At 72.4% G+C, this 22,675-nt stretch carries 21 protein-coding genes; 5 read left to right on the top strand and 16 right to left on the bottom strand.

What is annotated here, in order from left to right; translation table 11 throughout:
* The first annotated feature begins 8 nt into the window (after nucleotides 1–8).
* Nucleotides 9–3,557, top strand: a complete 3,549-nt coding sequence (locus K8Z49_RS35050; RefSeq protein WP_412516182.1) for a CDP-glycerol glycerophosphotransferase family protein — start codon at nucleotides 9–11, stop codon at nucleotides 3,555–3,557.
* A gap of 66 nt (nucleotides 3,558–3,623) precedes the next feature.
* Here K8Z49_RS35050 and K8Z49_RS35055 read toward each other — a convergent pair whose 3' ends face one another.
* The 8 genes from K8Z49_RS35055 to K8Z49_RS35090 all read right to left on the bottom strand — a co-directional run bounded on the left by K8Z49_RS35055 (nucleotide 3,624) and on the right by K8Z49_RS35090 (nucleotide 12,022).
* The gene (locus tag K8Z49_RS35055) at nucleotides 3,624–4,325 is read right to left on the bottom strand and encodes a class I SAM-dependent methyltransferase (protein ID WP_412516183.1); all 702 of its coding nucleotides are present in this window, start codon (nucleotides 4,323–4,325) and stop codon (nucleotides 3,624–3,626) included.
* 111 nt (nucleotides 4,326–4,436) lie between these two features.
* A complete protein-coding gene (locus K8Z49_RS35060; protein WP_412516184.1) occupies nucleotides 4,437–5,213 on the bottom strand; it encodes an SRPBCC family protein in 777 nt (258 codons plus the stop codon).
* Between the two features lie 165 nt (nucleotides 5,214–5,378).
* Nucleotides 5,379–6,236, bottom strand: coding sequence for an FAD binding domain-containing protein (locus K8Z49_RS35065; RefSeq protein WP_412516185.1), 858 nt, complete (start codon nucleotides 6,234–6,236; stop codon nucleotides 5,379–5,381).
* Nucleotides 6,233–8,632, bottom strand: a complete 2,400-nt coding sequence (locus tag K8Z49_RS35070) for a xanthine dehydrogenase family protein molybdopterin-binding subunit (protein WP_111832374.1) — start codon at nucleotides 8,630–8,632, stop codon at nucleotides 6,233–6,235. The genes K8Z49_RS35065 and K8Z49_RS35070 overlap by 4 nt, the downstream gene beginning before the upstream one ends.
* Nucleotides 8,629–9,120 carry a (2Fe-2S)-binding protein gene (locus K8Z49_RS35075; RefSeq protein WP_021594083.1) on the bottom strand — a complete coding sequence of 164 codons (492 nt, stop codon included), beginning with the start codon at nucleotides 9,118–9,120 and terminating at the stop codon, nucleotides 8,629–8,631. Before K8Z49_RS35075 ends, K8Z49_RS35070 begins: the two co-directional genes overlap by 4 nt.
* A gap of 185 nt (nucleotides 9,121–9,305) precedes the next feature.
* Nucleotides 9,306–10,013 carry a CHAP domain-containing protein gene (locus K8Z49_RS35080; RefSeq protein ID WP_021594082.1) on the bottom strand — a complete coding sequence of 236 codons (708 nt, stop codon included), beginning with the start codon at nucleotides 10,011–10,013 and terminating at the stop codon, nucleotides 9,306–9,308.
* Complete coding sequence (locus K8Z49_RS35085; RefSeq protein WP_021594081.1) at nucleotides 10,010–10,135, bottom strand: hypothetical protein; 126 nt, start codon at nucleotides 10,133–10,135, stop codon at nucleotides 10,010–10,012. Before K8Z49_RS35085 ends, K8Z49_RS35080 begins: the two co-directional genes overlap by 4 nt.
* A gap of 348 nt (nucleotides 10,136–10,483) precedes the next feature.
* Nucleotides 10,484–12,022, bottom strand: a complete 1,539-nt coding sequence (locus K8Z49_RS35090; RefSeq protein WP_412516186.1) for an alkaline phosphatase D family protein — start codon at nucleotides 12,020–12,022, stop codon at nucleotides 10,484–10,486.
* Nucleotides 12,023–12,267: 245 nt separating this feature from the next.
* Between K8Z49_RS35090 and K8Z49_RS35095 the strand changes: the two genes are divergently transcribed.
* Nucleotides 12,268–12,690, top strand: a complete 423-nt coding sequence (locus K8Z49_RS35095) for a cysteine dioxygenase (RefSeq protein WP_075023869.1) — start codon at nucleotides 12,268–12,270, stop codon at nucleotides 12,688–12,690.
* On the opposite strand, the gene K8Z49_RS35100 is transcribed toward K8Z49_RS35095, so the two are convergent.
* From K8Z49_RS35100 to K8Z49_RS35120, 5 genes are all read right to left on the bottom strand, one after another.
* Nucleotides 12,641–13,054 (bottom strand): hypothetical protein, encoded by a 414-nt coding sequence (locus tag K8Z49_RS35100; RefSeq protein WP_412516187.1) that lies wholly within the window; start codon nucleotides 13,052–13,054, stop codon nucleotides 12,641–12,643. The two genes, K8Z49_RS35095 and K8Z49_RS35100, sit on opposite strands and share 50 nt — an antisense overlap.
* Before the next feature lie 65 nt (nucleotides 13,055–13,119).
* Entirely contained in the window at nucleotides 13,120–14,994 is a 1,875-nt protein-coding gene (locus K8Z49_RS35105) for a hypothetical protein (protein ID WP_412516188.1), read from the bottom strand.
* 178 nt (nucleotides 14,995–15,172) lie between these two features.
* Nucleotides 15,173–15,868: a TetR/AcrR family transcriptional regulator gene (locus K8Z49_RS35110; RefSeq protein ID WP_412516189.1), complete on the bottom strand. Its 696-nt coding sequence runs from the start codon at nucleotides 15,866–15,868 to the stop codon at nucleotides 15,173–15,175.
* Nucleotides 15,869–15,968: 100 nt separating this feature from the next.
* Nucleotides 15,969–16,190, bottom strand: a complete 222-nt coding sequence (locus tag K8Z49_RS35115; RefSeq protein WP_244938760.1) for a hypothetical protein — start codon at nucleotides 16,188–16,190, stop codon at nucleotides 15,969–15,971.
* Complete coding sequence (locus tag K8Z49_RS35120) at nucleotides 16,183–17,472, bottom strand: PspC domain-containing protein (RefSeq protein ID WP_412516190.1); 1,290 nt, start codon at nucleotides 17,470–17,472, stop codon at nucleotides 16,183–16,185. The genes K8Z49_RS35115 and K8Z49_RS35120 overlap by 8 nt, the downstream gene beginning before the upstream one ends.
* A 148-nt stretch (nucleotides 17,473–17,620) precedes the next feature.
* On the opposite strand from K8Z49_RS35120, the gene K8Z49_RS35125 reads away from it, so the two are divergent.
* The 3 genes from K8Z49_RS35125 to K8Z49_RS35135 all read left to right on the top strand — a co-directional run bounded on the left by K8Z49_RS35125 (nucleotide 17,621) and on the right by K8Z49_RS35135 (nucleotide 20,352).
* A complete protein-coding gene (locus K8Z49_RS35125) occupies nucleotides 17,621–18,811 on the top strand; it encodes an ATP-binding protein (RefSeq protein WP_024934159.1) in 1,191 nt (396 codons plus the stop codon).
* Nucleotides 18,808–19,449, top strand: a complete 642-nt coding sequence (locus tag K8Z49_RS35130; RefSeq protein ID WP_412516191.1) for a LuxR C-terminal-related transcriptional regulator — start codon at nucleotides 18,808–18,810, stop codon at nucleotides 19,447–19,449. Before K8Z49_RS35125 ends, K8Z49_RS35130 begins: the two co-directional genes overlap by 4 nt.
* Nucleotides 19,450–19,596: 147 nt before the next feature.
* On the top strand, nucleotides 19,597–20,352 hold the full coding sequence (locus K8Z49_RS35135; protein ID WP_177287868.1) for a DUF4190 domain-containing protein: 756 nt from the start codon (nucleotides 19,597–19,599) through the stop codon (nucleotides 20,350–20,352).
* Between the two features lie 67 nt (nucleotides 20,353–20,419).
* Here the strand turns inward: K8Z49_RS35135 and K8Z49_RS35140 are convergent, their stop codons facing one another.
* The 3 genes from K8Z49_RS35140 to K8Z49_RS35150 form a co-directional block, all read right to left on the bottom strand.
* The gene (locus K8Z49_RS35140; protein WP_075023863.1) at nucleotides 20,420–21,331 is read right to left on the bottom strand and encodes a serine hydrolase; all 912 of its coding nucleotides are present in this window, start codon (nucleotides 21,329–21,331) and stop codon (nucleotides 20,420–20,422) included.
* A gap of 51 nt (nucleotides 21,332–21,382) precedes the next feature.
* Entirely contained in the window at nucleotides 21,383–21,838 is a 456-nt protein-coding gene (locus tag K8Z49_RS35145; RefSeq protein WP_024934157.1) for an SRPBCC family protein, read from the bottom strand.
* A 112-nt stretch (nucleotides 21,839–21,950) separates the two neighbouring features.
* Entirely contained in the window at nucleotides 21,951–22,634 is a 684-nt protein-coding gene (locus tag K8Z49_RS35150; protein WP_177287872.1) for a PIG-L deacetylase family protein, read from the bottom strand.
* Nucleotides 22,635–22,675: the final 41 nt, after the last annotated feature.

Below are 22,675 nucleotides of genomic sequence, written 5' to 3' on the forward strand. Positions count from 1 at the left end.
AGCCGCTCGTGTCCCCGCAGGTAAGCATCGTCGTCCCCTTCCACACCACCGATGGCCGGCTGGCGGAGTGCCTGGAGTCGCTCGCCGCGCAGACGCTGCGCGACGTCGAGGTGCTCATGGTGGACGACGGGTCGGGCGACGGCGGAACGGTCCTCGCCAAGGACTTCGCCGCGCGCGACGACCGCTTCACGCTCGTCCAGCCCGGTCCCGGCACGGCCGCCGTCGACGCCGGTGTCGAGGAGGCGAAGGGCCGCTACCTCGCGTTCGCCGACGGTGAGGACGCGCTGCCGCCGTATGCCTGCGAGCTGCTGGCCGGGACGCTGGACTCGACCGGATCGGACCTCGCGGGCGGAAACGTCATGTGCCTGGACGGGGAACAGGTGTGGCAGTCGCCGCTCCATGGGGACGCCTACGCGCAGACGGTGAAGTCGACGCACGTGACCGGTCACCCGTCCCTGCTGCAAGACAGGATGGTCTGGAACAAGGTCTACCGGCGCTCGTTCTGGGACGCGCACGGGTTCGAACTCGGGAACGGCCAAGACGCGCTGGTCGCCGTGCAGACACAGGTGCTGGCCTCCGCCGTGGACGTGCTCGACGCGACCGTCTACTTCTGGCGGGACCGTCCGGGGACGGCGACACGGCTGCGTCCCGGCCCGGCGGACATCACCCAGCGGATGGCGACCCTGGCGAGCGTGCGGGATTTCGTCCGCGAGCACGCACCGGACCTCCTCCCCATCTACGACACGTACGCCCTGGACCTGGACGTGCGTGAACTCATGCTCGCCCTGCCCGCCGCCACGTGGGAGGAGCGGGAGCGCCTGGTCGAGCTGGGGGCCGAGGTCGTCGCCGACGCCGGGCGTTCCCCCGCGGCCGGGCTGGAGGCGCTCAGGAGGCTGGAGACGTACCTGCTCGGCGAGCGCATGCTGCCCGAGCTGCTGGAGGTGCTGCGCTTCGAGGAGAACGGGCCGCGGGACGTCCCGCTCGTGTCACGGGGCCGCCTCCGCCCGCGCTGGTACGCCCGCTACCCCTTCTTCGACGACGCGGAGAGGGGCGTCCCGGAGGACGTGTACGACGTCACCGACGAACTCGCCCTGTGGGCGGACGTCGACCGCGTCGAGTGGGACGTCGACACGCTCATCGTCGAAGGCCACGCCCACTTCGACCGGCTGGACGTGTCGTCGGCGGCGGACTCCCGGATCCGCGTCTGGATGCGCGACGTGCGGACCGGCAAGGAGATCAGGCTGCCCGTGGAGCGGAGCCGCCGGCCGGAGGTCACGGCGCGCTCCGGCCAGTCCGGCGTCTCCTACGACTGGTCGGGGTTCACCGTGCGGGTGGAGCCCGACTACCTGCTGGACGGCGACGAGTGGCGGACGGCCACCTACGAGCTGTTCGCCGAGGTGACGACGGCCGGGCGCAGGGCGTCCCGGCGCCTGACCGCGATGGCGCCGGCCGTGCGCTGGACGGCGCCTCGGCAGGTGGACGAGCACGTGGCCGTCCAACCGGCCGCCGGTGACGACGACGGGTTCGTCGTCCACGTCAAGCGCGCCAAGGCCGTCGTCACCCGCATCCGCTGCGAGGACGGCACGCTGGTGCTGACCGGATGGACGCGGCGCGCGCTCGGCGCCGGAGCCGCCATGGTGGCGCAGCGCCGCCACGGGGGGCCCGAGGTCCGGGGCGAGGTGACGCTGCGGCAGTCGGCCGTCCTGCGCATGGCGGAGGGCACCGGGTTCGACTTCACCGCGAAGCTGCCCTTGGAGTTCCTCGGCTCCGTCCCGGACGGGGAGGGGCGCGGCGAGGGCGGCCCCGCGCCCTACCGCGCGCACCTGCGCGACGCCGTCGACTGGGACATCCGGCTGACCGGCGAGGGAGGCCCGCTGAGGCTCGCCGTCGCGAGGAACGTCAAGGTCGCCCGGTACGCGCTGCCCGACCGTGCGGGACGCGGCCGGGAGTTCGCCCTCACCCGCACCGCCTTCGGGAACCTGCGCGGTGTGGAGCGAAGCCGCCGCCCGGTCGTCACGGGCGCGGAGTGGGACGAGAACGGCCGGCTCACGCTGAGCGGAGACTTCAGCGACCCTCGAACCCGTCCCGACCGCCTCGTCCTGCGGCGGCGCCGGTCGGGCGACGAGCACCGCGTCCCGGTCACGTGGGAGGAGGACCGCTTCACCGCGGCGGTCACGCCGTCCACGATGGCCGTGTTCGGGACGGACCTGCCGCTGAGCAGCGGCACCTGGGACCTGGTGGCGCGCACGAGTGCCGGCGAGGTGGCCGTCGTCGTCGCGCGTGAGGCCATCCCCGACCTCCCCGGCCCGCGGCGCCTCGGCACGCACGACTTCGCGGTCGGCGTCCACCAGGTCGACGCCCTGACCCTGGAAAGCCGCCCTGCCCTTGAGGAAGACGAGGCGGGCGGCCACGCACAGGTGCTCCTCCAGCAGCGCGACTATCCCGTCTATCTGCGGAGCCCCCTGTCGGACATCGCCGTGTTCGACAGCTACAACGGCTCGCAGTACAGCTGCAGCCCGCGGGCCATCTACGAAGAGCTGAACCGTCGCGAGACCGATCTGGAATGCGTGTGGGTCTCCCAGGACGGCCAGTTCGCGGTCGACGGGAAGGCTCAGACCGTCCTGGCGGGAAGCCGCGAGCACTACCGCGTCCTGGCGCGCGCCCGGTACATCGTCACCAACCAGGGATTGCCGTCCTGGTACGTCAAGCGGGAGGGGCAGACCTACCTCCAGACATGGCACGGCACCCCGCTGAAGCGTCTCGCCTACGACCTGCGGGACATGCCGTACCAGCGCGCCGAGCGCCTGGACTGGATGGAACGGGAGGTGCCGCGATGGGACCTCCTGCTGTCTCCGAGCCCGTACGCCACCCAGGTCATGCGGCGCGCGTTCAAGTACGACGGTGAGGTCCTGGAGACGGGATATCCCCGCAACGACATCCTCAGCACACCCGAGTGGGAGCGCATCGGGACGCGCATCCGCAAGCGCCTGGGCATCCCCCAGAGGAAGAAGGTCGTCCTCTACGCGCCGACATGGCGGGACGACCGGTGCCACCCTGACGGCAGGCGCGGGTTCTCCCTGGAACTGGACGTGGAGACCATGCAGCAGGCCCTGGGCAAGGATCACGTCCTTCTCCTGCGGACCCACCACCACGTCACCGACCGGGACCGTATCGCCACGGACCAGGCCGGCGGCTTCGCCATCGACGTGTCCCGCTACCCCGACATGGCCGAGCTGTACATGGCGGCCGACGTGCTCATCACGGATTACTCGTCCGCGATGTTCGACTACGCCGTTCTGGGCCGCCCGATCGTCCTCTACACCTACGACCTGGAGTGGTACCGGGACCACCTGCGCGGCATGTACTTCGACCTGGAGGCCGAAGCCCCCGGGCCGGTCGTGCGGACGTCCGCGCAGGTGGCCGAGGCGGTCAGGGCCGCGCCCGGCGGCGAGCAGGACTACGCGGACGCCTACGACCGCTTCTTCGTGAAGTACTGCCCGCACGACGACGGCCAGGCGGCGTCCAGGGCGGTCGACCGCCTCTTCGGCGCGTCCTAGGCGGTGCGTCCTGAGCGGTGCGTCCTGAGCGGCGCGTCCTGAGCGGCGCGTTCTAGGCGCGCCGTCTCAGCCCGGACGGCGGGCCCGCGCGAACAGCCACGCGCCCGGCCACGACGAGACCGGCAGCCGCCGTTCCAGCGCGGCGGACAGGCGCAGGGCCTCGTTGGCGAGCGGGTGCAGGGGAGCCAGGTCCTCTCCCCGCGCCGTCCGGTTCCTGAGCAGGCGCAGGAACGGCCGATGCAGGACGCCCCTGCTCCACACGCGCTCCAGCACGAGCCCGGCACCCTCCATCAGCTCGGCGAGCGTGCGGCGGGTGTAGCGGCGCACCCGTCCGAGCGACACGTCATGCGCCGACCACAGGGCCATGTCGCACGGCACGGACACCAGGGCGGTCCCTCCCGGCCGCAGCACCCGCACGATCTCCGCGGCCGCCCGCGCGTCGTCCTCCACGTGTTCGAGCACGTCCAGCGCCAGCGCCAGGTCGTACTCGCACGGCGGGAGCGGCAGGTACCGCGCGTCACCCTCGTAGGCCTCCACGCCGGACGCGCGGGCCAGCACCACGGCCTCCGGGCTCAGGTCGATCCCGGTCGCCCGCCAGCCGTGCCGCATCAGTACCCGGCAGCAGGAACCCGACCCGGCCCCGATGTCGACGCCCGTCCCGGGCACGCTGAAACGCAGCAGCTCCGCGGACAGCATCTCCCGGCGCTCGCGGTACCACCAGTTGCCGTCCTCGATCCGCGCGATCCGCTGAAGGTCGATGGTGTCCACAGGACAAGCCGACGGCATCGGCGGCGGCGCGTTCCACCACCGCCGCCGAACGCGCACGGATCGTTGACCCCGGTTTGACCCGGGGCCGGTACCGGCCGGTCTCCGCGGAGGTCAGCCCTTCTTCCGCCGCCGCAGGAAACGGAAGGCCAGCAGCACCGCGATCAGGCCGCCCAGCGCCGGCACCGCGCGCTTGGCGACCGACGGCCCCGCGACCTCCAGCAGGTCGATCGCGTCGTCCTTGGTCGCCACGTGGAGCGGCGGCCGCGCGGGCGCCGCCTTGGCCGGTCCGGGCTTGTCCGCGGACTCCTCCGGCTTCGCGGACGCCGTCCCGGTCTCGGACTCCTCCGGCTTCGCGGCCTCGGCGGGGCTCTCAGGGGCCGCCGCCGGGGCTTCGGCGGGAGCCTCCGCAGGAGCCTCGGCGGGCGCCGCCCCGCGATCCTCGCCCGAGGTCTCCAGCTCGGCCGCCAGCGACTTCGCGAACCGGTCGATGACCTTGGAACCGACCTCCGACAGGATGTTGCGGCCGAACTGCGCCGGCCGGCCCGTCACGTTCAGCTTCGTGTGGACGGTCACGCGCGTCGTGCCGTCCTCCTCGTGCAGCCTCGCCTGGACGGTCGCCGCCGCCGTCCCCGACCCGCGGGCCTCCTTGCCGGACGCCTCCATCGTCACCACGCGGGCGGACTCGTCCGCCGAGACGATGCGCGCGGTGCCGCGGTAGGTGATGGTCATCGCGCCGACCTTCACCTTCATCCGCCCGGCGAACTCCTCGCCCTCGGCCGAGTCGAGGGTCGCCCCCGGCATGCACGCCGCGACGCGCTCCACGTCGAGCAGCACCTGCCAGGCCTGATCGACCGGAACGGGGACGGTGAAATCGTGGTCGAGTTCCATGATCAAATGTCCTTATCGTCCGCGGACCCTGCCGCGACCCTACGGTGGCCCCCCGTCGCGCCGCCAGTGGGGATCCCGACGGCCCGTACCCGGCGGCGCGCCGGCCATGCGGCCGGACGCCCGCGAACCGCGGGATCCGGCCGCACGACCGTGCCGTGCGAGAGGTCAGCCCGCGGCGGCGGCGGCGAGCGCCCGCGCCGTGAGGACCGTCGCCAGATGCGCCCGGTACTCCGACGACCCGTGCAGGTCGGTGGGCGGTTCCGTGCCGGCCGCCGCCTGCGCCGCGGCCGTGCGGAACGCGTCCTCCGACGCGGCCCCGCCCCGGACGGCGGTCTCGACCGCGTCGGCCCGCACCGGCTTCGGACCCATGTTGGTCAACCCGACGCGCGCCTCCTCGATCCCGTCGCCGTCGCGGCGGACCGCGCACGCGACACCGATGATCGCCCACGCCTGCGCCGTCCGGTGGAACTTCTCGTAGTGCACGCCCCAGCCCGCGCCCATCTTCGGCACGCGCACGCCGACGAGCAGCTCGTCCGGCTCCATCGCCGACGTCATCCAGTCGACGAAGAACTCCGACGCCGGGATCTCCCGCTCCCCGCGCACGGACCGGACGAGCAGCACCGCGTCCAGCGCCAGCGCGACCGCCGGAAGGTCGGCCGCCGGATCGGCGTGGGCCAGCGACCCGCCGAACGTCCCGCGGTGCCGGACGGCCGGGTCGGCGACCGTCTCCGTCGCCCGCGCGATCAGCGGCGCGTGCTCGCGCACCAGCGGATCACGGATCACCTGGTGGTGCGTCGCCATCGCGCCGATGACGACCGCGTCGCCCTCGTCGCGGATCTCCCGGAGGCCGTCCACCCGGTCCAGGTCGATCAGGGCGTCCGGGTAGGCGAGCCGCAGCCGCAGCAGCGGCATCAGGCTCTGCCCGCCGGCCAGCACCTTCGCGTCCTCGCCCGCGTCGGTCAGCGCCCGGCAGGCGTCGTCCACCGAGGCGGGACGGACATAGTCGAACGTCGCGGGGATCACTGGGCACCTCCGGCCGAACCGAGCCCGCCGCCCGCGCCGGGTTCGGCCGCGGCGGGCTTCTCCTCCGCGTGCAGCGCGCGCCACACGCGTTCGGGCGAGCACGGCATCGGCACGTCGTGCACGCCGAACGGCCGCAGCGCGTCCACGATCGCGTTGACGACCGCCGGCGTCGAGGCGATCGTGCCCGCCTCGCCGACGCCCTTCACGCCCATCGGGTTGGACGTCGCCGGCGTCTCCGTCCGGTCGGTCGTGAACGCGGGCAGGTCCGCCGCCGACGGGACCAGGTAGTCGGCCATGGTCGTCGTCGTGAGGTTGCCCTCCGCGTCGTACACCGCCTCCTCGTAGAGGGCCTGCGCGATGCCCTGCGCGAGCCCGCCGTGCACCTGCCCCTCCACGATCAGCGGGTTGACGACCTTGCCGACGTCGTCCACCGCCACGTACTTGCGGAGCTTCACCATCCCGGTCTCGGTGTCGACCTCTGCCGCGCACAGGTGCGTGCCGTGCGGGAAGGAGAAGTTGTCCGGGTCGAACGTGGCGTCGGAGTCCAGCGAGGGCTCGATGCCGTCGGGCAGGTCGTGCGCGGCGAACGCGGCCAGCGCGACCTCCTGCAGCGTCTTGCCCTCCTCCTGGACGCCGCGGACGCTGAACCGCCCGCCGCTGAACTCAAGGTCCTGTTCGGAGGCCTCCAGCAGATGCGCGGCCACCTTCTTGGCCTTGTCGACCACCTTCTCGCAGGCCGAGAACAGCGCGACACCGCCCACGGCCAGCGAACGCGAACCGTAGGTGTCCATCCCCTTGTGGGATATCGCCGTGTCGCCGTGCAGGACCTTCACGTCCTCGAACGGCACGCCCAGCCGGTCGGCGGTGATCTGCGCCCACGCCGTCTCATGGCCCTGCCCGTGCGCGGACGAGCCGGTGACCACCTCGACCTTGCCCGAAGGCAGCACGCGGACGGCGGCGTGCTCCCAGCCGCCGGCACCGTACGACAGCGAGCCCAGGACGCGGGACGGAGCGAGACCGCACATCTCCGTGAACGTGGACACCCCGATGCCCAGCTGCACCGGATCCTGCCGTTCCCGCCGGTCCGCCTGCTCCGCGCGCAGCTTGTCGTACTCGAACAGCTCCAGCGCCTTTCCCGTCGCCGCCTCGTAGTTGCCCGAGTCGTACGTGAGACCCGCGATCGTCTCGTACGGGAACTCCTCGTGCTCGATCCAGTTGCGGCGCCGCACCTCGATGGGGTCGAGCCCCAGCTCGGCGGCGAGCTCGTCCATGACCCGCTCGATCGCGAACGTGGCCTCCGGACGCCCGGCGCCCCGGTACGCGTCCGTGGGCGTCTTCGTCGTGAAGACCCCCGTGCAGGTGAACGACAGCGCGTCCATCTTGTAGATGCCGTTGAACATGAACGCGCCCAGCAGCGGGATGCCGGGAGTGACCAGCATCAGGTACGCGCCCATGTCGGCCAGCAGATCCACCTTCAGGCCGCGGATCCGGCCGTCCTGCTCCGCCGCGAGCGTGATCCGCTGGATCTGGTCGCGCCCGTGGTGGACGGTCATGTTGCCTTCGCTGCGCGTCTCGGTCCACTTGACGGGACGGCCGAGCCTGCGCGCCAGCAGCAGCGCCAGGACCTCCTCCCCGTACACCTGCAGCTTGGAGCCGAAGCCGCCGCCGACGTCCGGTGCGACGACCCGGAGCCGGTGCTCGGGGATCCCGGTGACCGTGGCCAGCATCAGCCGCAGGATGTGCGGGATCTGCGTGGCCGAGTACAGCGTGAACTCGTCCCCTTCGGGGACGCACAGGACCGACCGCGGCTCCATCGCCGTCGGGATCAGCCTCTGCTGGATGTAGCGGCGCTCGATCACGACCGGCGCGTCCGTCATCGCGGCGTCGAGATCCCCGTTCTCGAACACCCACGTGTAGGACTTGTTCGTGCCCAGACCGTCGTGCACCAGATCGGCGCCGTCGGCGATCGCCGCCTCCATGTCCACCACGGCGGGCAGCGGCTCGTAGTCGACGTCGATCTCCTCCAGGGCGTCGACCGCCGCGGCCCTGTCCCGGGCCACGACGCACGCCACCGGCTCACCGACGTAGCGGACCTCGTCCACCGCCATCGGCGGATGGTCCGGCAGCCTCATGTCCTCCGTCACGACCCACGCGCAGGGCAGCGACCCCTGCTCGTCGGCGAAGTCCCGCCCGCTGAACACCCCGACCACGCCGGGACGCTCCTTCGCCGGGCCGGTGTCCACACCGGTGATCCGGGCGTGCGCGTACGGGCTGCGCAGGAACGCCACGTGCAGCGTCCCCGCCGGGGTCATGTTGTCGGTCCACCGCGTCCGGCCGGTGATGAGCCGGGCGTCCTCCGACCGCTTCCGCGGGCTGCCTACCTCCTGCACGGTCACGGCGTCACCTCCTGCCGGCCCGGCTCGCGCATCTCGCTCGCCGCGCGCCGGACGGCCTTGACGATGTTCTGGTAGCCGGTGCACCTGCACAGATTGCCTTCGAGGCCCTCCCGGACCTCCTCCTCGGACGGGTCGGCGTTCTCCCGCAGCAGGTCGAGCGACGCCATGATCATGCCCGGCGTGCAGTAGCCGCACTGGAGCGCGTGCTCCTCGTGGAAGGCCCGCTGCATCGGGTGCGGGGTGCCGTCGACGCCGAGGCCCTCGACGGTCGTCACGTCACGGCCGTCGGCCTGGACGGCGAAGACGGAGCAGCTCTTCACGCTCAGCCCGTCCATCAGGACGGTGCAGGCTCCGCAGTTGCTGGTGTCGCACCCGACCGGGGTTCCGACCTTCCCCAGCCGTTCGCGCAGGTATTGGACGAGAAGGAGGCGCGGTTCGACGTCGTCCTCGTACGTCGCTCCGTCGACCTCGACACGAATACGTGGCATGCGTTTTCTCCCAGGGACGTCTCGGGGTGGACTTGGAGAGACGTCCCCTGGGCGGGGCGCGCGAATCCGGCCACGTCATCGGGGCCACCTCCGTGGAAGGCGACCCTACGAACCTATTCCGCTGTTGAATCCCGTACTAGCCCCAGACGCGGTTTGTTTACCGACGTCTGGGGCACTGATGGGCGCTAGTGGACGCGGAGTAGAACAGGCCAGGTCTTCGCGCCGACGATGCCGTCGTCGTCGACGCCGCCCCACCGCTGGACCGCCTTCACGGCCTTCTCAGTGGCGTCGTCGAACTTGCCGGTCATGCTCACCTCGGGGTGGCTGCGGGCCAGCAGCAGCCCCTGCACGCTCTCGACGTGCTCGCCGGTGTCGCCCTTGCTCAGCTCGGGGAGCTTCTTCACCATGTCCTCCGTCCAGTTGCCCCCGCCGTAGGCGGGCCTGCCGTAGCCGGCGATCACACCGGAGTCCCGGACGCGCCGCTTCACCGCGTCGCCGGTGTTGCCCTCGATGGTCTGCAGCCGCCCCCCGCCGAGCACCTTCTCGACGACGCCGACGTGGTCGATGGCGCCCACGTTGTTGGTGGCACCCCAGTCGAAGAACACGATGTCCCCGGGCTTGGCCTGATTCACACTGGCGGTCGTCCCGCTGTGCCAGCGTCCGGCCTTCTGGAACGCTTCCGCATGCCAGACCGTGTAGGCGTAGTCCTTGCCCAGGCAGACGGCGTCGTGGTTGCCGCTGTGGCGCGCCCAGTAGGTGACGGCCATGTCGCACCAGGCCGCTCGGAGGAACTCGTCTCCGTGCCTGGAGGCGTACTCCTTGGTGATGGTGTTCGGGCGGCCTGACATGCCGAGCGACTTGCGGGCCTCGGCGATCATTCCGGCCGCGCTCATCCGGAACCCTCCCCACGAAAGATCCCGTCGGCGTCGGGCTCGCCGTAGAGCTCCCTGAGGATCTGCTCCTCGTCGGGTTCGGTGGCCCGGTGGACGTCGGGGTGGACGTCCACTTCGTCCATATGAGTGGCTTCTGTCGCGTCTGTTCTGTTTTGGGGGGTCATGTGCTCCTCCGGGAGCGTCGGCCTTTGCCGTCCCTTCCGTTCCGTTCCGTGGGCGGCTCCCAACCGACCGTAATGGGCCGACCCCTTACTTCTCCGGTTTTCGCCCTAAAACACACCCTTGGACCCCGACACCCTCTCCACCAGGTAAGACGCCGGACGAGGCGGGGGCCCAGCGAGTGCACGCAGGCGATTTCCGGTGGTTAGGGGGTAGAGCCCGCCGTATGTTCCTCTTCTTCTCGTCCAGGTTGGGGTGCTTCGGATCGATGCTCGTGACTCTGGTGCTCACCTGGATCGCGTATCTGGTCCTCAGCCGCTGATCCGGCGCGGATCGAGGGTCTCGGTGTGGAGGATCGCGCCGTCCAGGTCCCGTAGGTGGACGGTCAGGGCCTCGGTGCGCCCGTCGATCCGGACCTCGCCGAAGAACTGGTGGCCCTCGGCCGGGGACGTGTTGGCGCGGGGCGGCGCCTTGACGAACCTGAGCTGCGGGCCGAACGTGCCGTCGAGCTCGTTGGGGCCGAAGGCGCCGGCGTTCAGGGGACCCGACACGAACTCCCAGAAGGGGTCGAAGTCGGTGAAGGACGCCTTCGCCGGGTCGTAGTAGTGGGCGGCCGTGTAGTGGACGTCGGCCGTCAGCCACACCATGTTCCGGACACGGTGCCGCCGCGCGTAGGAGAGCAGGTCGGCGATCTCGCGCTCGCGGCCCAGCGGGGCGCCGTCGTCGCCTTGGGCGGCGCTCTCCTGCGCGGTGCCGTCCGGGACGATCAGCCCGATCGGCATATCGGCCGCGATGATCTTCCAGGTCGCCCGGGAACGGCGCAGTTCCTGCTTCAGCCAGGTCAGTTGTTCGGCGCCGAGGAGGCCGTTCTTCTGGGTGGGGGAGGTGTTCGCGTCGTTCGGGGTCTTGTACGTCCGCATGTCGAGCATGAAGACGTCCAGGAGCGGGCCGTAGGAGATTCGCCGGTACATGCGTCCGGAGCGGGCGGTGCGTATGGGCGTGTACTCGAAGACCGCCTGACGTGAGCGTTGCGCTAGGACGTCCACCCGTTTCTCGGTGTACTGCGGGAGGTCGAGGATCTCGCCGGGGTACCAGTTGTTCACGGTTTCGTGGTCGTCCCACTGGTAGAGCATGGGGACGCGCGCGTTGAACGCCCGGAAACCGGCGTCCTCCAGGTTGTAGCGGAACTGGCCGCGGAATTCGGCGAGCGTCTGGGCGACGGCAGACTTCTCCTGCGTGACGATGTTCCGCCAGACGCGGCCGTCCGGCAGGGTCACCGTCTCGCTGAGCGGGCCGTCGGAGTAGACGAGGTCGCCGCTGCACAGGAAGAAGTCGGGGTCGGCGGTGGTCATGGCCTTGAAGATGCGGTAGCCGCCGAGGTCGGGGTTGATGCCCCAGCCCTGGCCGGCGAGGTCGCCGGACCAGACGAAGCGGATGTCCCGGCGGTCGTGGGGCGCGGTGCGGAGCCGGCCGGTGACCGGCTCGGAGGTCAGCTCCCGGTCCAGGCCGGCCAGGCGGACCCGGTAGTGCAGGTCCTCGCCAGGGGGCAGGCCGCGCAGCAGTGTCTTGCCGGTGAGGTCGGTGTCCGGCGTCATGATCGGGCCGCGCACGGTACGGGCGTGCCGGAAGTCGGGGCGGCGGCTCACCTCGACCAGCATCCGGGCGGGCCGGTCCGAGCGCGCCCACACCACGGCCTCGCGGGCCGTGACATCGCCGCTCTGGACGCCGTGGGTGAGGTTCGGGCGGTCGCGGCGCAGCAGGGCGGCGCCGCCGGGACGGTCGCCGAGCAGGGAGAACGTCGCCCCACCGGTCATGACGAGGCCACCGCGCAGTACGGTCCGACGGTCCATGGGCGCTCCGTTCACTCGATCCATACCCGCGCGCATGCTCTCCACGCCGGGCGGACGTCCGGTGGACTCTGGGTGATCGGCTTGACAAGGGTCGGTTACGGAGTGTCTTCTTGTCTCCGTGACGAAGCGCGTGTCGACCGACAGCCCCGTGGCCCTGCGCCGCGTGGCCAGCGCGCTGTGTCCTTCGTGTTGTCGCTGACCTCAGTTCATACCGGCCGACACACGTACACGAAGGACTTCTTTCCGTGGTTCCCGATCTCACCATGCGTGGCCAGGACGATCCGCACGGCCGCGCGACCATCGTCAGCCCGCCGACCGTCGGGCAGCTCGCCGCCCGTGTCCGCGAGCTGGCCGGACGTCCCGGCGAGTGGTGGGGGCTCGTCCGCTTCGACGCCGCCGGGCCGGTGCATGTGCCGCTCGACGGGGAGGCGTGGCTGACCACCTGGCCGCCCGGTCCCGGCGGGACGGTGCACGGCCAGGTCAGCACGCTGATCGCGGGTGAGCTGGCGGCGGTGACGATCACCGGGCGGGGCGTCACCGAGCGGGCGCTGCGGGCCAACCGGGTGCGGGTGCACGGCGGGCCGCACGCGGTGACGAACCCGGGTCCGGCGTTCGCGGTCAGCCTGCACGCCGGTGGAGCACGTCCCGGCGACCTCCCGTCCAGCTGACCACGAGCTTTCCCGAGCGCAGCTCGGCGTGGCCGGTGAGCCGGTCGCGGGAACCGTTCGCGCAGGTCAGCTTGATCTTGCCGGACGCGTCGACCGTCCCGGTGCAGAAGCCGGGCGCGTTCAGGGCGGCGGCGCCCCGGTAGAGGAAGAGCGCCACCCGGCGGGAGCCGGAGCCCGCCGTCCAGTTGCCGTCGAGCGACGACTTCTTCTCCGCGCCGGGCCGCACGCCGTTCAGTATCGGCGGTGTGGGGCGGGCCGAGGCCGTCGTGAGCTTGGACGAGGACGCTGCGGGCGGTTCGGAGTCACTGCAGCCGGCCAGCGAGACCGTGAGCACCAGGGGCAGCGCGAGCACGGCCGGGCGCATGGGTCCTCCAGGAGGTAGGGCGCGCGGCGGGCCCCAGGGGCGGGCCCGCCGCGCGGGCGCGGGGGTCAGCGCGGGGCGACCCGGACGGTGGCCTTGCGCGGGGCGGCCGGGAGGGCGCCGGGCGCGACCGGGGTGCGGGCCTTCTTGAGGAGTTCGGCCGCCGGGCCGGGCACCGCGGACTCGGGCGCGTTGGACGGGTTGATCCCGGCGGCGAGGCTGATGATCCCGGTCAGGTTCATCGAGTTCTCGGACGCGGGGGACGGCAGCCCCATCATCTGGTTGATGACGCCGTCCAGGATCCCGAAGGGGCCGCAGCCCTTGGCGGCCGGGACGGCGACCGGCGCGTCGATCGCGATCTGCGCGGCGCCCCACGACATGGCCGGGTTGATGGCCAGGCCGCCGGTCCGGAACGCGGGCGCGAGGTCGGCCTCGATGGGGCCGATGACGCAGGTCGCGCCGAGCAGTTGGTTGTTGAGGTGGACGTTCAGGGACGCCTTGGCGCCGAGGCCGCCGGAGAGCGAGACGTGGATCGGGCCGGCGAGCGACTGGGTGACGGTCAGCCGGTTGACGTCCCACATGGCCGCGGGGGTCTTGCCGAGGATCGGGCCGACCAGCGGTAGCTGGCCGATCAGCCCGCCCGGGACCTCGACCGGCGCGGACTCCAGCTGCCGTCCCGTGACCGGCGGTTTCAGCACGAGGTCACCGGTCTCGTCCGGTTCGCCGATGTAGCCGGTGATGCGGATGGCGCCGGCGGGCAGTTCCTGCTCGAACGAGCCGATCTTCACGCTGCCGCCGGTGGTGACCTGGGTCTGGCAGATCTGCCCGGCCGGGCACTGGTTCATGAACCGGGCCGCGCCGTTGGGCGAGCTGCCGGCCCTGGTGGGCGGGACGGCGGGGTTGCGGGTCCCGGCGGGCGGTGCGGCCGGGTCGAGGTGGCCGATCAGGCCGCGTCCGGGCTCGGTGAACCACAGATGCCCGCCGGGTCCGCTGATGATCCGGGCGGGGGCGGACAGCGTCGCCGGCAGCGGGTGCTCGCGCATCGCGCCGGACAGCGGGTCGACGCTCGCGATGTTGCTGGCGGCCATCTCGGTGATCCAGAGTCTGCCGTCCGGGCCGGCGGTGATGCCGCTGGGCATGGAGTCGGCGACGGGGGTGGCGTACTCGGTGACCGCGTGCGTGACGGGGTCGATGCGGCCGACCTTGCCCGCGCCGGGCTCGGTGAACCAGAGGTCGCCGTCGGGACCGGTGACGATGCCGCCCATGACGGGGCTGCCGTTGCGGCCGTTCGGCGTCGGGTAGGACGCGACCGCGCCGGTGGCGGGGTCGAGGCGGCCGATCGTGCCGCCGTTCGTGGTGAACCAGATGGCCCGGTCGGGGCCGGTGGTGAGCTCGACGGGGACGAGTCCCGTGGCGTAGGCGGTGACGGTGCCGGACGCGTCGATGCGCCCGATGGAGCCGGAGTAGCGGCCGGTGAACCACATGGCGCCGTCCGGTCCGGCGGTGATCCCGGTGACCTGGGCGTTCCGGAAGCTCACGGTGCCGGTGGTGGGCAGCTCGTAGAGGGTGGACGCGCCGGTCGCGGGGTCCACGCGGCCGACCCGCGGGACGCTGGTGGACAGGTCGGTGAACCAGAGCGACCCGTCCGGCGCGGCGGCCATCGCGTCGGGGATGCCGAGCAGGTCCCTGGAGTTGGGGCCGACGGCGTACTCGGTGACCTTGCCGGCGGCGTCGACACGGCCGATGCCGCCGCTGTTCGCGGCGTACCAGACGGTCCCGCCGGGGCCGGCGGCGAGGCCGGACGGCACGACGTCCGGGACCGGAAGGGCGATCTGGGTGACCGGGCCCGCGGCGGCGGCGACGCCCGGGACGGCGGTCAGGGCGCCCGCGGCGAGCGCCAGCGCCGCGGCGAGGGAGAGGGCTTTCCTGCGTCGATGGCGCATCGCCACCGCCTCCTTGGGAACCGTGGAACCCCGAGTCCGAGACAAGATCCACCGCCACTAGAAACCCGTAGGTTTTTCACGTCAAGACGCCGGATGATCTCGGGCCGTTTCCGGTCAGGAGGTCAACCGCCGGACCGCGGCGGGGGTCGTCGGCACGTCCAGGGGCCGGAGGCGCCGGTCAGGCGGGATCGAGGTACGCGGACGCCGTCTCGCGGCCGGCGAAGGGGAGCAGCGCGAAGTAGGTGAGCGGCGCCAGCAGCGCCGGCAGCTCCTCCGTCTCGTCCGTCTCCATCCGGACGTGGATCGCGCTGTAGACGCCGCCGACGATCGCGTCCACCACCGCGACCGGGACGGGCGGCAGCGACGGATCGGTGAAGAAGGCGCGGAACCGCGCGAGGTTGTCGATGCGCGCCCGCCGGACCTGCGGGCCGGCCGCGTTCACCTCCACCAGCGACGCCCGCGCGAACCGCGGCTCGCGGGCGAGGACGGCGAGCAGCGTGCGCAGCGCCGCGTGGATCCCCTCCGGCCAGGACGGCGCGGACTCGTACGCCTGCGTCATGCGGCCGAGCAGGATGTCCATGCCGCGCCGGTAGGCGGCGAGGAAGCAGTCGTCCAGGTCGGTGAAGTGCGCGTAGAACGTCTTCTTGGTGACGCCCGCGCCCTCGGTCACGCGGCTGATCGTGGTGTGGGCGTAGCCGCGCTCGGACACGATCTGGACGAACGCGTCGATCAGGCGCTCCCGCTGGATGCCGGCGACGGTCTCGGGGGACAGGCCGTGCCGTCCGGGCTTGATGGCGCGGCCGGGGTCGAGCGCGGAGCGGGATCCGGGCAGCACGTCCGCGCACCCCTCCGGGTTCCCGGCCTGCCCCGACATCCGACCTCGTTCCGTCACCTGCCGTCGAGATCACACTACTCGGCGTTCCCGGCGGGCAGGAAAGGCGGGCGGGCGTGCGGCCCGTGCCACGGCCCGCGTGTCAGCGCAGGTCGCGGCGTCGCGAGCGGGTCAGCACCCGGACGGTCCCGACGAGCCCGAGGCCGATCAGCACCACGGGGATCAGCGTCGTCGCGGGCAGGACGTCCTCGTCCGACAGGCCGTCCACGAGGAACAGGGCCGCGAGGAGGAGGAAGAACAGCCCCGTGACGGGCCCGGCCGGGTCGAACCGGAACCTCTTCTTCGCCACGTCCCCCTCAGCCACGGTGCACGTCCACGTCTCCGAGCTTGCCGCGGATCCGCAGCACGATCACCGGCGGGTTCCCGCTCGATCCGCTCTCCGGTTCCAGGGTCCGGACGTCCCTGGCGTTCGGCCCGCTCGTCGTCCGCCGGTCGACGCGCAGGTCGCCGAGCCCGATCTTCGCGTCCAGCAGGACGCGGGCGGTGGGCGGCAGCGTGACGTCCAGCCCGCCGAGCCCGACCCGCGCGTCGATCTCGATCCGCTGCCCGGCGGCGAGCGGGAGGGCGGTCAGGTCGAGATCGCCCTGGCCGACGCCGACCTTGTAGACCTGGTTCGTCTGGGCGGGGTCGGTGGGACGCCACTCGATCTCCCCGTACTCGGCGTTACGCGGCGCGTCGCCCGCCACCGCCGTGGTCAGCATGGCGAGGGTCAGCACGGTGCCGGCCGCCGCGAGGCCGCGGGTCCGGAACCAGCCGCCGAGGACGAGGCCGCACCCGATGACGGCCAGGGCGGGCGCCATGACGATCAGCCACGAGTCGGGCGCCGTGTACGCCTGCGCGACCGGGATCATCGCCGCGCCCGCGGCCATCGCGGCCAGCAGCGTGATCGTCGCGACCGGCGAGTGCCCGCCGCCGTGCCGCCCCTTCGCGGGGGCCGCGGGCCGGACCGGCTCGGGGGCCTCCTCCCACGCGGCCGAGTACGCGGCGAGGTCGATCATGCCCTCCGGGAGCCCGCCCGCCTCGGCCGGGCGCGGCTCGTCCTTGCCGAGGGAGACGCCCGCGCCGTCCTGCCGCGCCCAGGGCGCGGACGGCTCCGGCGGGTGCCCGGTGATCCGTTCGGGGACGGTACGCGCCGCGGAGACGAGGTCGACGCCCCGCGAGTGCGCGACGAGCAGCACCAGCCCGAACACGACCAGGAGCGCGATCGCGTCGGTGGAGACGCCGCCGACCACGCTGAACACGACGCCGGCGCAGAGCAGCGCGCCGAGGATCGACAGGACGCCCTGCGCGTCGAACCACCGCTTGAAGAGCTGCTCGGCGAGCGACGACTCCTCCGGGCTCGCCGGCATCAGCAGCGCCGCCGCGATGTAGAGGCAGACGCCCTGCCCGTGCGCGAGGACGAGGACCGCGAACCCCACCCTGAACACGACGGGGTCGATGCCGGTGTAGCGGCCGAGGCCGGTGCACACTCCGGCTATCAGCCGCCGGTCGGCGTCACGCGTCAGCCGCCGGTAGCCCGTGTCCGTCTTCTCCTGGACAGTCTTCTCCTGGACCGTCTCGTCCCGGACCGTCTCTTCCTCGCCCATGCCGCCATCGTCGCGCGTCCCGCCCGCCCGGGGTATCGGGGACGTCCCTGATTCGGACCCTGAGACGGGCCCGGGGTGGTTCCCTGATGCGGTTCGCGCCGGGGCATGTGACGATCGATGACGTGGGAGAACGCAGGGGAGGACGGCGGTGAGCCAGGAGACGGCCGAGCGGCCGGGGGCGACGCCGGTCGCGCCGCTCCGGCTGGAGCGCGCCGCGGAGGGCCGGCTGGTCGCCGGGGTGTGCCGCGGCCTGGCCGCGCACCTCGGCGTGGACGTGTTCCTCGTCCGGGCCGCGTTCGTGCTGCTCACGATTGCGAGCGGGCTCGGTGTCGCCGCGTACGCCGCGTTCTGGATCCTGGTGCCGGCCGCGGAGAAGGCCGGCCGGCCGGCCGGGCGGCGGGGCCGCGACTGGGGCCAGTTGCTCGCCTACACGGCGGTCGCGCTGGGCCTCGCCGCGCTGCCGTGGGGCGCCGCCGGGGTCGCCCGGTGGGCGCTGTGGCCGTTCGTCGTCGGCGGGGTCGGCGCCGCGATCCTGTGGCAGCAGGCCGACCGCGACCAGCGGCAGCGCTGGACGCTCCCGCTGCGCGAGCGGTGGCTGCGCAGCCTGCTCGGGCTGCTCCTCGTCGTCGGCGGCATCGGCGGGTTCGTGGCGCAGAACGTGGACGCCGACCAGGCGCGGTCGGTCGTCATCGCCATGCTGATCATCCTCACCGGGGTCGCGGTGATCGTGACGCCGTGGGTGGTGCGGCTCTGGCAGGACCTGGACGCCGAGCGGCACGAGCGCATCCGGTCCCAGGAGCGCGCCGAGCTGGCCGCGCACATCCACGACTCGGTGCTGCACACGCTGACGCTCATCCAGCGGAACGCGCACGACACCCGCGAGGTGCAGCGGCTCGCCCGTTCCCAGGAGCGGACGCTGCGGACCTGGCTCTACCAGCCGCGCGCCGACCCCGACCGGACGTTCGCCGCCGCGATCCGGGAGACGGCGGGCGAGGTCGAGGACGACCACGGCGTGCCGATCGAGGTCGTCTGCGTGGGCGACACGGCGCTGGACGAGCGGCTCGGCGCCGCGCTGCAGGCCGCCCGGGAGGCGATGGTGAACGCGGCCAAGTACGCCGAGGCGCCGTCGGTGTCGGTGTACGCGGAGGTGGAGGGCGACGAGATCGCCATCTTCGTCCGCGACCGGGGCAAGGGCTTCGACCTCGACCAGGTCCCGGAGGACCGGATGGGCGTCCGGGGGTCCATCATCGGACGTATGGAACGCAACGGCGGCAAAGCGACCGTTCGTACCGCCCCCGGCGAGGGAACCGAAGTGCGGCTGGAGATAAAGAGGGCATGAGCGACGGGTTGAAGAAGGTCGTGCTGGTCGACGACCACCAGATGTTCCGGACCGGCGTGAAGGCGGAGCTGGGCGGCGGCGTCGAGATCGTGGGCGAGGCCGGCGAGGTCGACGAGGCGGTCTCGGTGATCCGCGCGACGCGGCCGGACGTGGTGCTGCTGGACGTCCACCTGCCCGGCGGCGGGGGCATCGAGGTGCTGCGGCGGCTGCACGGCGCCGTCACCTCCAAGTTCCTCGCGTTGTCGGTGTCGGACGCGGCGGAGGACGTGATCGGCGTCGTGCGGGGCGGGGCGCGCGGCTACGTCACCAAGACGATCTCCGGGCCGGAGCTGACGGACGCGATCGGCCGGGTGGCCGAGGGCGACGCGGTGTTCTCGCCGCGCCTCGCCGGGTTCGTGCTGGACGCGTTCGCCGCCACGGACGTGCCGGCGGTGGATCCCGAGCTCGACCAGATCACGCAGCGGGAGCGGGACGTGCTGCGGCTGATCGCCCGCGGCTACGCCTACAAGGAGATCGCGAAGGAGCTGTTCATCTCGGTCAAGACGGTGGAGACGCACGTGAGCAGCGTCCTGCGGAAGCTCCAGCTGTCGAACCGGCACGAGCTGTCCCGCTGGGCCGCCGCCCGCCGCCTCGTGTAGCGGCCTTGCGCAGCGGGCAGGGCGGATACCTTTGCCCACGCCTGCCCCGGAGGTAAACGTTTTCACCGCGACTGTGAGCAAATCGTAATATCGGAATCCGGCCCAGGCTGATCATCGATACCGTCCGATATGGGACAGTCGCTCCCCATGACCTACCCTCCCCCCGGGCCCGGGCAGCCGGGCCCCGAAGCTCCGTATCCGCCCCCGCCCATGCCGGTGGAACCCGGCTACGGCTCTCCTTACGGCTCCAAGGCCGACAAGACCAACGGCATGGCGATCGCCGCGTTCGTCACCGGCCTCCTCGGCTGCCTCGGCGTGCTCGGCATCATCCTCGGGGTCATCTCGCTCAGCCAGATCGGCAAGAACGGCGGCAAGGGCCGGGGACTCGCGATCGCCGGCATCATCCTGTCCTGCCTGTGGATCGTCGTCGGCATCGCCCTGTTCGCGCTGCGCGGCAGCGGCGGCTCCGGCGACGACACCGGCGGCGCCACCCCCAAGGTCACCCAGACCAAGCCCGAGAAGGTCGACGCCCAGAAGATGCGGGTCGGCAACTGCATCAACGACGACGCGGGCGCGACCAGCGGCACCGCGACCAGCGAGCCGGTCGAGGTGGAGAGCGTCAAGATCGTCCCGTGCACCCAGCCGCACGACGGCGAGGTGACGGCGGTGTTCCGCCTCAAGGGCTACGCGATGCCGCCGGAGTCGCAGCTCCAGCAGCTCGCCTCCAACGGCTGCAAGGCGCGCACGCAGGCGCGGCTCCGCCGCGACCCGGCCGCCGGAAGCCTCGCGAACTCCTACTACTACCCGACCGCGGACTCGTGGAAGTCGGGTGACCGGACCGTCACCTGCGTCGCCGTGGCAGCCGCCGAGGGCAAGAAGCTCACCCGGCCACTGGCCCGCTGACGATCCCGGCGCGTGCTGGGCGGCCGGCCCGCCGCCCGGTCCCCGGGATCCGCCGCCGGACGCCGGCTCACGCGTGCGACGCGCGCATCGTGTCGGCGACCATGTCGGCGACGTGCTCGACCGTCGCCACACCCGAACCCATCGTCGGGTTGCCGCCGCTGCACACCGCGATGAGGAAGTCGTGGTCGGCCCCGGTGATCCGGCCGACGCTGTTGACCGCCCACCCGTGACCCTGGCGGTACACCGGCGTCCAGCCGTTCTTGAGCGCCACCTTCTCGCCCGGACGGGCCGCGGCGCTGATCCCCCACGCCTGCTCCTCCATCACCGAGCCCATCAGGCCGAGGATGTAGCGGCGGCCGGGCGCCTTCAGCGCGCTCCTGTCGGACGCCAGGTGCCTGAGCAGCCGCACCTGGTCGGCGGGACTCGTCCAGGACGAACCCCACGACCCGGGGAACGGCTTCGTCTGCTTCAGGCCGAACGCCGCGTTCGCCTTCCTGACGCCGGCCCCGCCGCCGGCCGCGGAGTAGAGGGCGTCCGCGGCGGAGTTGTCGCTCTCCCGGATCATCCGCTCGGCCAGGTCGCGCTGGCCGTCCGACAGTCTCCGCTGGTCGCGCTGCCGCTGCAGCAGGAGGCTCGCCAGGATGTCGACCTTCATGACGCTGGCGGAGACGAAACGCTCCTGCTCGTTCTCGCCGAAGGCCAGCCCGGTCTTCAGGTCCGTCGCCATGATCCCGGCCTCGCCGGGGCGCTTCTCGAAGTAGGCGCGGACCGCCCGGCGCAGCGCCGCCGCGTCGAACGGGCGGGTCGTCGCCCTGGCCGCGGCGGTCCGTCGCCCGGCGGGCACCCTCCTGACGGACTCGGACGCGTTGACGGTGACGCCGCTCCTGCGGTTCGGCCCGTCCGCCACGGCCAGGTACGTGGCTGCCCCCGCTCCGGTGGCACCCGCCGCCAGGACGAGCGTGATGAGATGGCGCCGCATCGATCCCCCCGAACTCGTGCGACATTCCGTGCGACCGGATGAACCGGTGCGTCAGATGGCGCCGGGAAGGCGGGCGGCGCAGCCCGGCTCACAGCGCTCGGCGTGCCGCGCCACCCGGCGCGCGTAGGCGTCCAGCCGGCGGCGCAGGACGGCGCGCGTGAACGGCCCGGTGCCCGGGAACCCGTCGACCTCGCCGCGCCAGCGGATCAGCGTGCCCGCGGCGTGCGCCTCCAGCGTGACGTCGGCGCGCAGGCGGCGCGGCGGCGGCCCGGCCTGCGCGACGTACCCGTAGTGCCGCGGCGGATCCCAGGCCACGACCTCCTCGCGCCAGGACCGGACGTACCGGACGGCCCCGAGCCCGTTCGGGTGCTCGGCGCCGGCGGACTCCCGCCGCACGCGCGTCCAGAACCCGCCCCAGGCGTCCCACGCCTCGGCCACGCACAGATGCTTGAAGATCACTTCCGGTGCTGCGGAGGATGTGGCGGTGGCCTCGATCTCCTGCGGCATGATGACCCCCCGTGTTGTGACACATGGGGTACATGCCCGATCTGGGGCTAATTACGGCCTGTAAAGAGTCATATTTGATGCGTGACCGTATTTAGGGGTGGGTGGGTGCTCGTCACGCGGTGTCGATGACGTGGAAGGACTCGGCCAGGGTGCCCTCGGGCAGCCCCGCCGCCGCGGCGTTGCCGCCCAGCCAGCCGCGCAGCATCTCCGCCAGCCCGTCGCCCATGTGCGCCGTCTGGCTGGCGTGCGCCCGCAGCGCGTTCAGCTTCCGCTCGAACCGGGCGGTGATGTCGACGTAGTGGTTCACGACGGGCCCGCCGCTGAACCACACCTCGCGGACCGTCCACGCCTCCAGCCCCTCGTCGGCGAGCAGCTCCGGGAACGCGTACGGGTTGCGGGCGTCGGGGTAGACGGCGTCCAGCGCGGCGGAGCCGACCGCCCGGTGGTCGGGGTGGCTCGGGTAGATCCGCTCGTAGTTGCGCTCCGGGCTCGGCATCACCACCCGGTCCGGCCGCACCTGCCTGATCACCCGGGCGATGTCGCGGCGCAGGTCCAGCGTCGCCTCGACCCGGCCGTCCGGGTAGCCGAGGAACCGGACGTCGCCCACCCCGACGCACTTGGCCGCCGCGCGCTGCTCCTCGCGGCGCAGCGCGGCCATCTCCGCCCGGGTGATCGCGTCGTCGAAGCCGCCCGCGTCGCCGTCGGTGACCATGAGGTACACGACCTCGATGCCCCGGTCCGTCCAGCCGGCGACCGTCCCGGCCGCGCCGAAGTCGATGTCGTCGGGGTGCGCCATCACGGCGAGGACCCGCTGCAGCCCGCTGTCGTCCAGAACGT

Origin of the sequence: Actinomadura madurae (assembly GCF_047130825.1) — a bacterium.
In the GTDB taxonomy this organism is placed as follows: Bacteria; Actinomycetota; Actinomycetes; order Streptosporangiales; family Streptosporangiaceae; genus Spirillospora; species Spirillospora madurae.

Bases quoted from the DNA above. Each gene is read 5' to 3' on its own strand.
- K8Z49_RS35060 (WP_412516184.1), bottom strand. From the start codon at position 5,213: ATGGAACTCGACCACGATTTCACCGTCCCCGTTCCGGTCGATCAGGCC.
- K8Z49_RS35075 (WP_021594083.1), bottom strand. From the start codon at position 9,120: ATGCCACGTATTCGTGTCGAGGTCGACGGAGCGACGTACGAGGACGAC.
- K8Z49_RS35080 (WP_021594082.1), bottom strand. From the start codon at position 10,013: ATGAGCGCGGCCGGAATGATCGCCGAGGCCCGCAAGTCGCTCGGCATG.
- K8Z49_RS35085 (WP_021594081.1), bottom strand. From the start codon at position 10,135: ATGGACGAAGTGGACGTCCACCCCGACGTCCACCGGGCCACCGAACCC.
- K8Z49_RS35090 (WP_412516186.1), bottom strand. From the start codon at position 12,022: ATGGACCGTCGGACCGTACTGCGCGGTGGCCTCGTCATGACCGGTGGG.
- K8Z49_RS35100 (WP_412516187.1), bottom strand. From the start codon at position 13,054: ATGCGCCCGGCCGTGCTCGCGCTGCCCCTGGTGCTCACGGTCTCGCTG.
- K8Z49_RS35105 (WP_412516188.1), bottom strand. From the start codon at position 14,994: ATGCGCCATCGACGCAGGAAAGCCCTCTCCCTCGCCGCGGCGCTGGCG.
- K8Z49_RS35110 (WP_412516189.1), bottom strand. From the start codon at position 15,868: ATGTCGGGGCAGGCCGGGAACCCGGAGGGGTGCGCGGACGTGCTGCCC.
- K8Z49_RS35120 (WP_412516190.1), bottom strand. From the start codon at position 17,472: ATGGGCGAGGAAGAGACGGTCCGGGACGAGACGGTCCAGGAGAAGACT.
- K8Z49_RS35130 (WP_412516191.1), top strand. From the start codon at position 18,808: ATGAGCGACGGGTTGAAGAAGGTCGTGCTGGTCGACGACCACCAGATG.
- K8Z49_RS35135 (WP_177287868.1), top strand. From the start codon at position 19,597: ATGACCTACCCTCCCCCCGGGCCCGGGCAGCCGGGCCCCGAAGCTCCG.
- K8Z49_RS35140 (WP_075023863.1), bottom strand. From the start codon at position 21,331: ATGCGGCGCCATCTCATCACGCTCGTCCTGGCGGCGGGTGCCACCGGA.
- K8Z49_RS35145 (WP_024934157.1), bottom strand. From the start codon at position 21,838: ATGCCGCAGGAGATCGAGGCCACCGCCACATCCTCCGCAGCACCGGAA.
- K8Z49_RS35150 (WP_177287872.1), bottom strand. From the start codon at position 22,634: ATGGCGCACCCCGACGACATCGACTTCGGCGCGGCCGGGACGGTCGCC.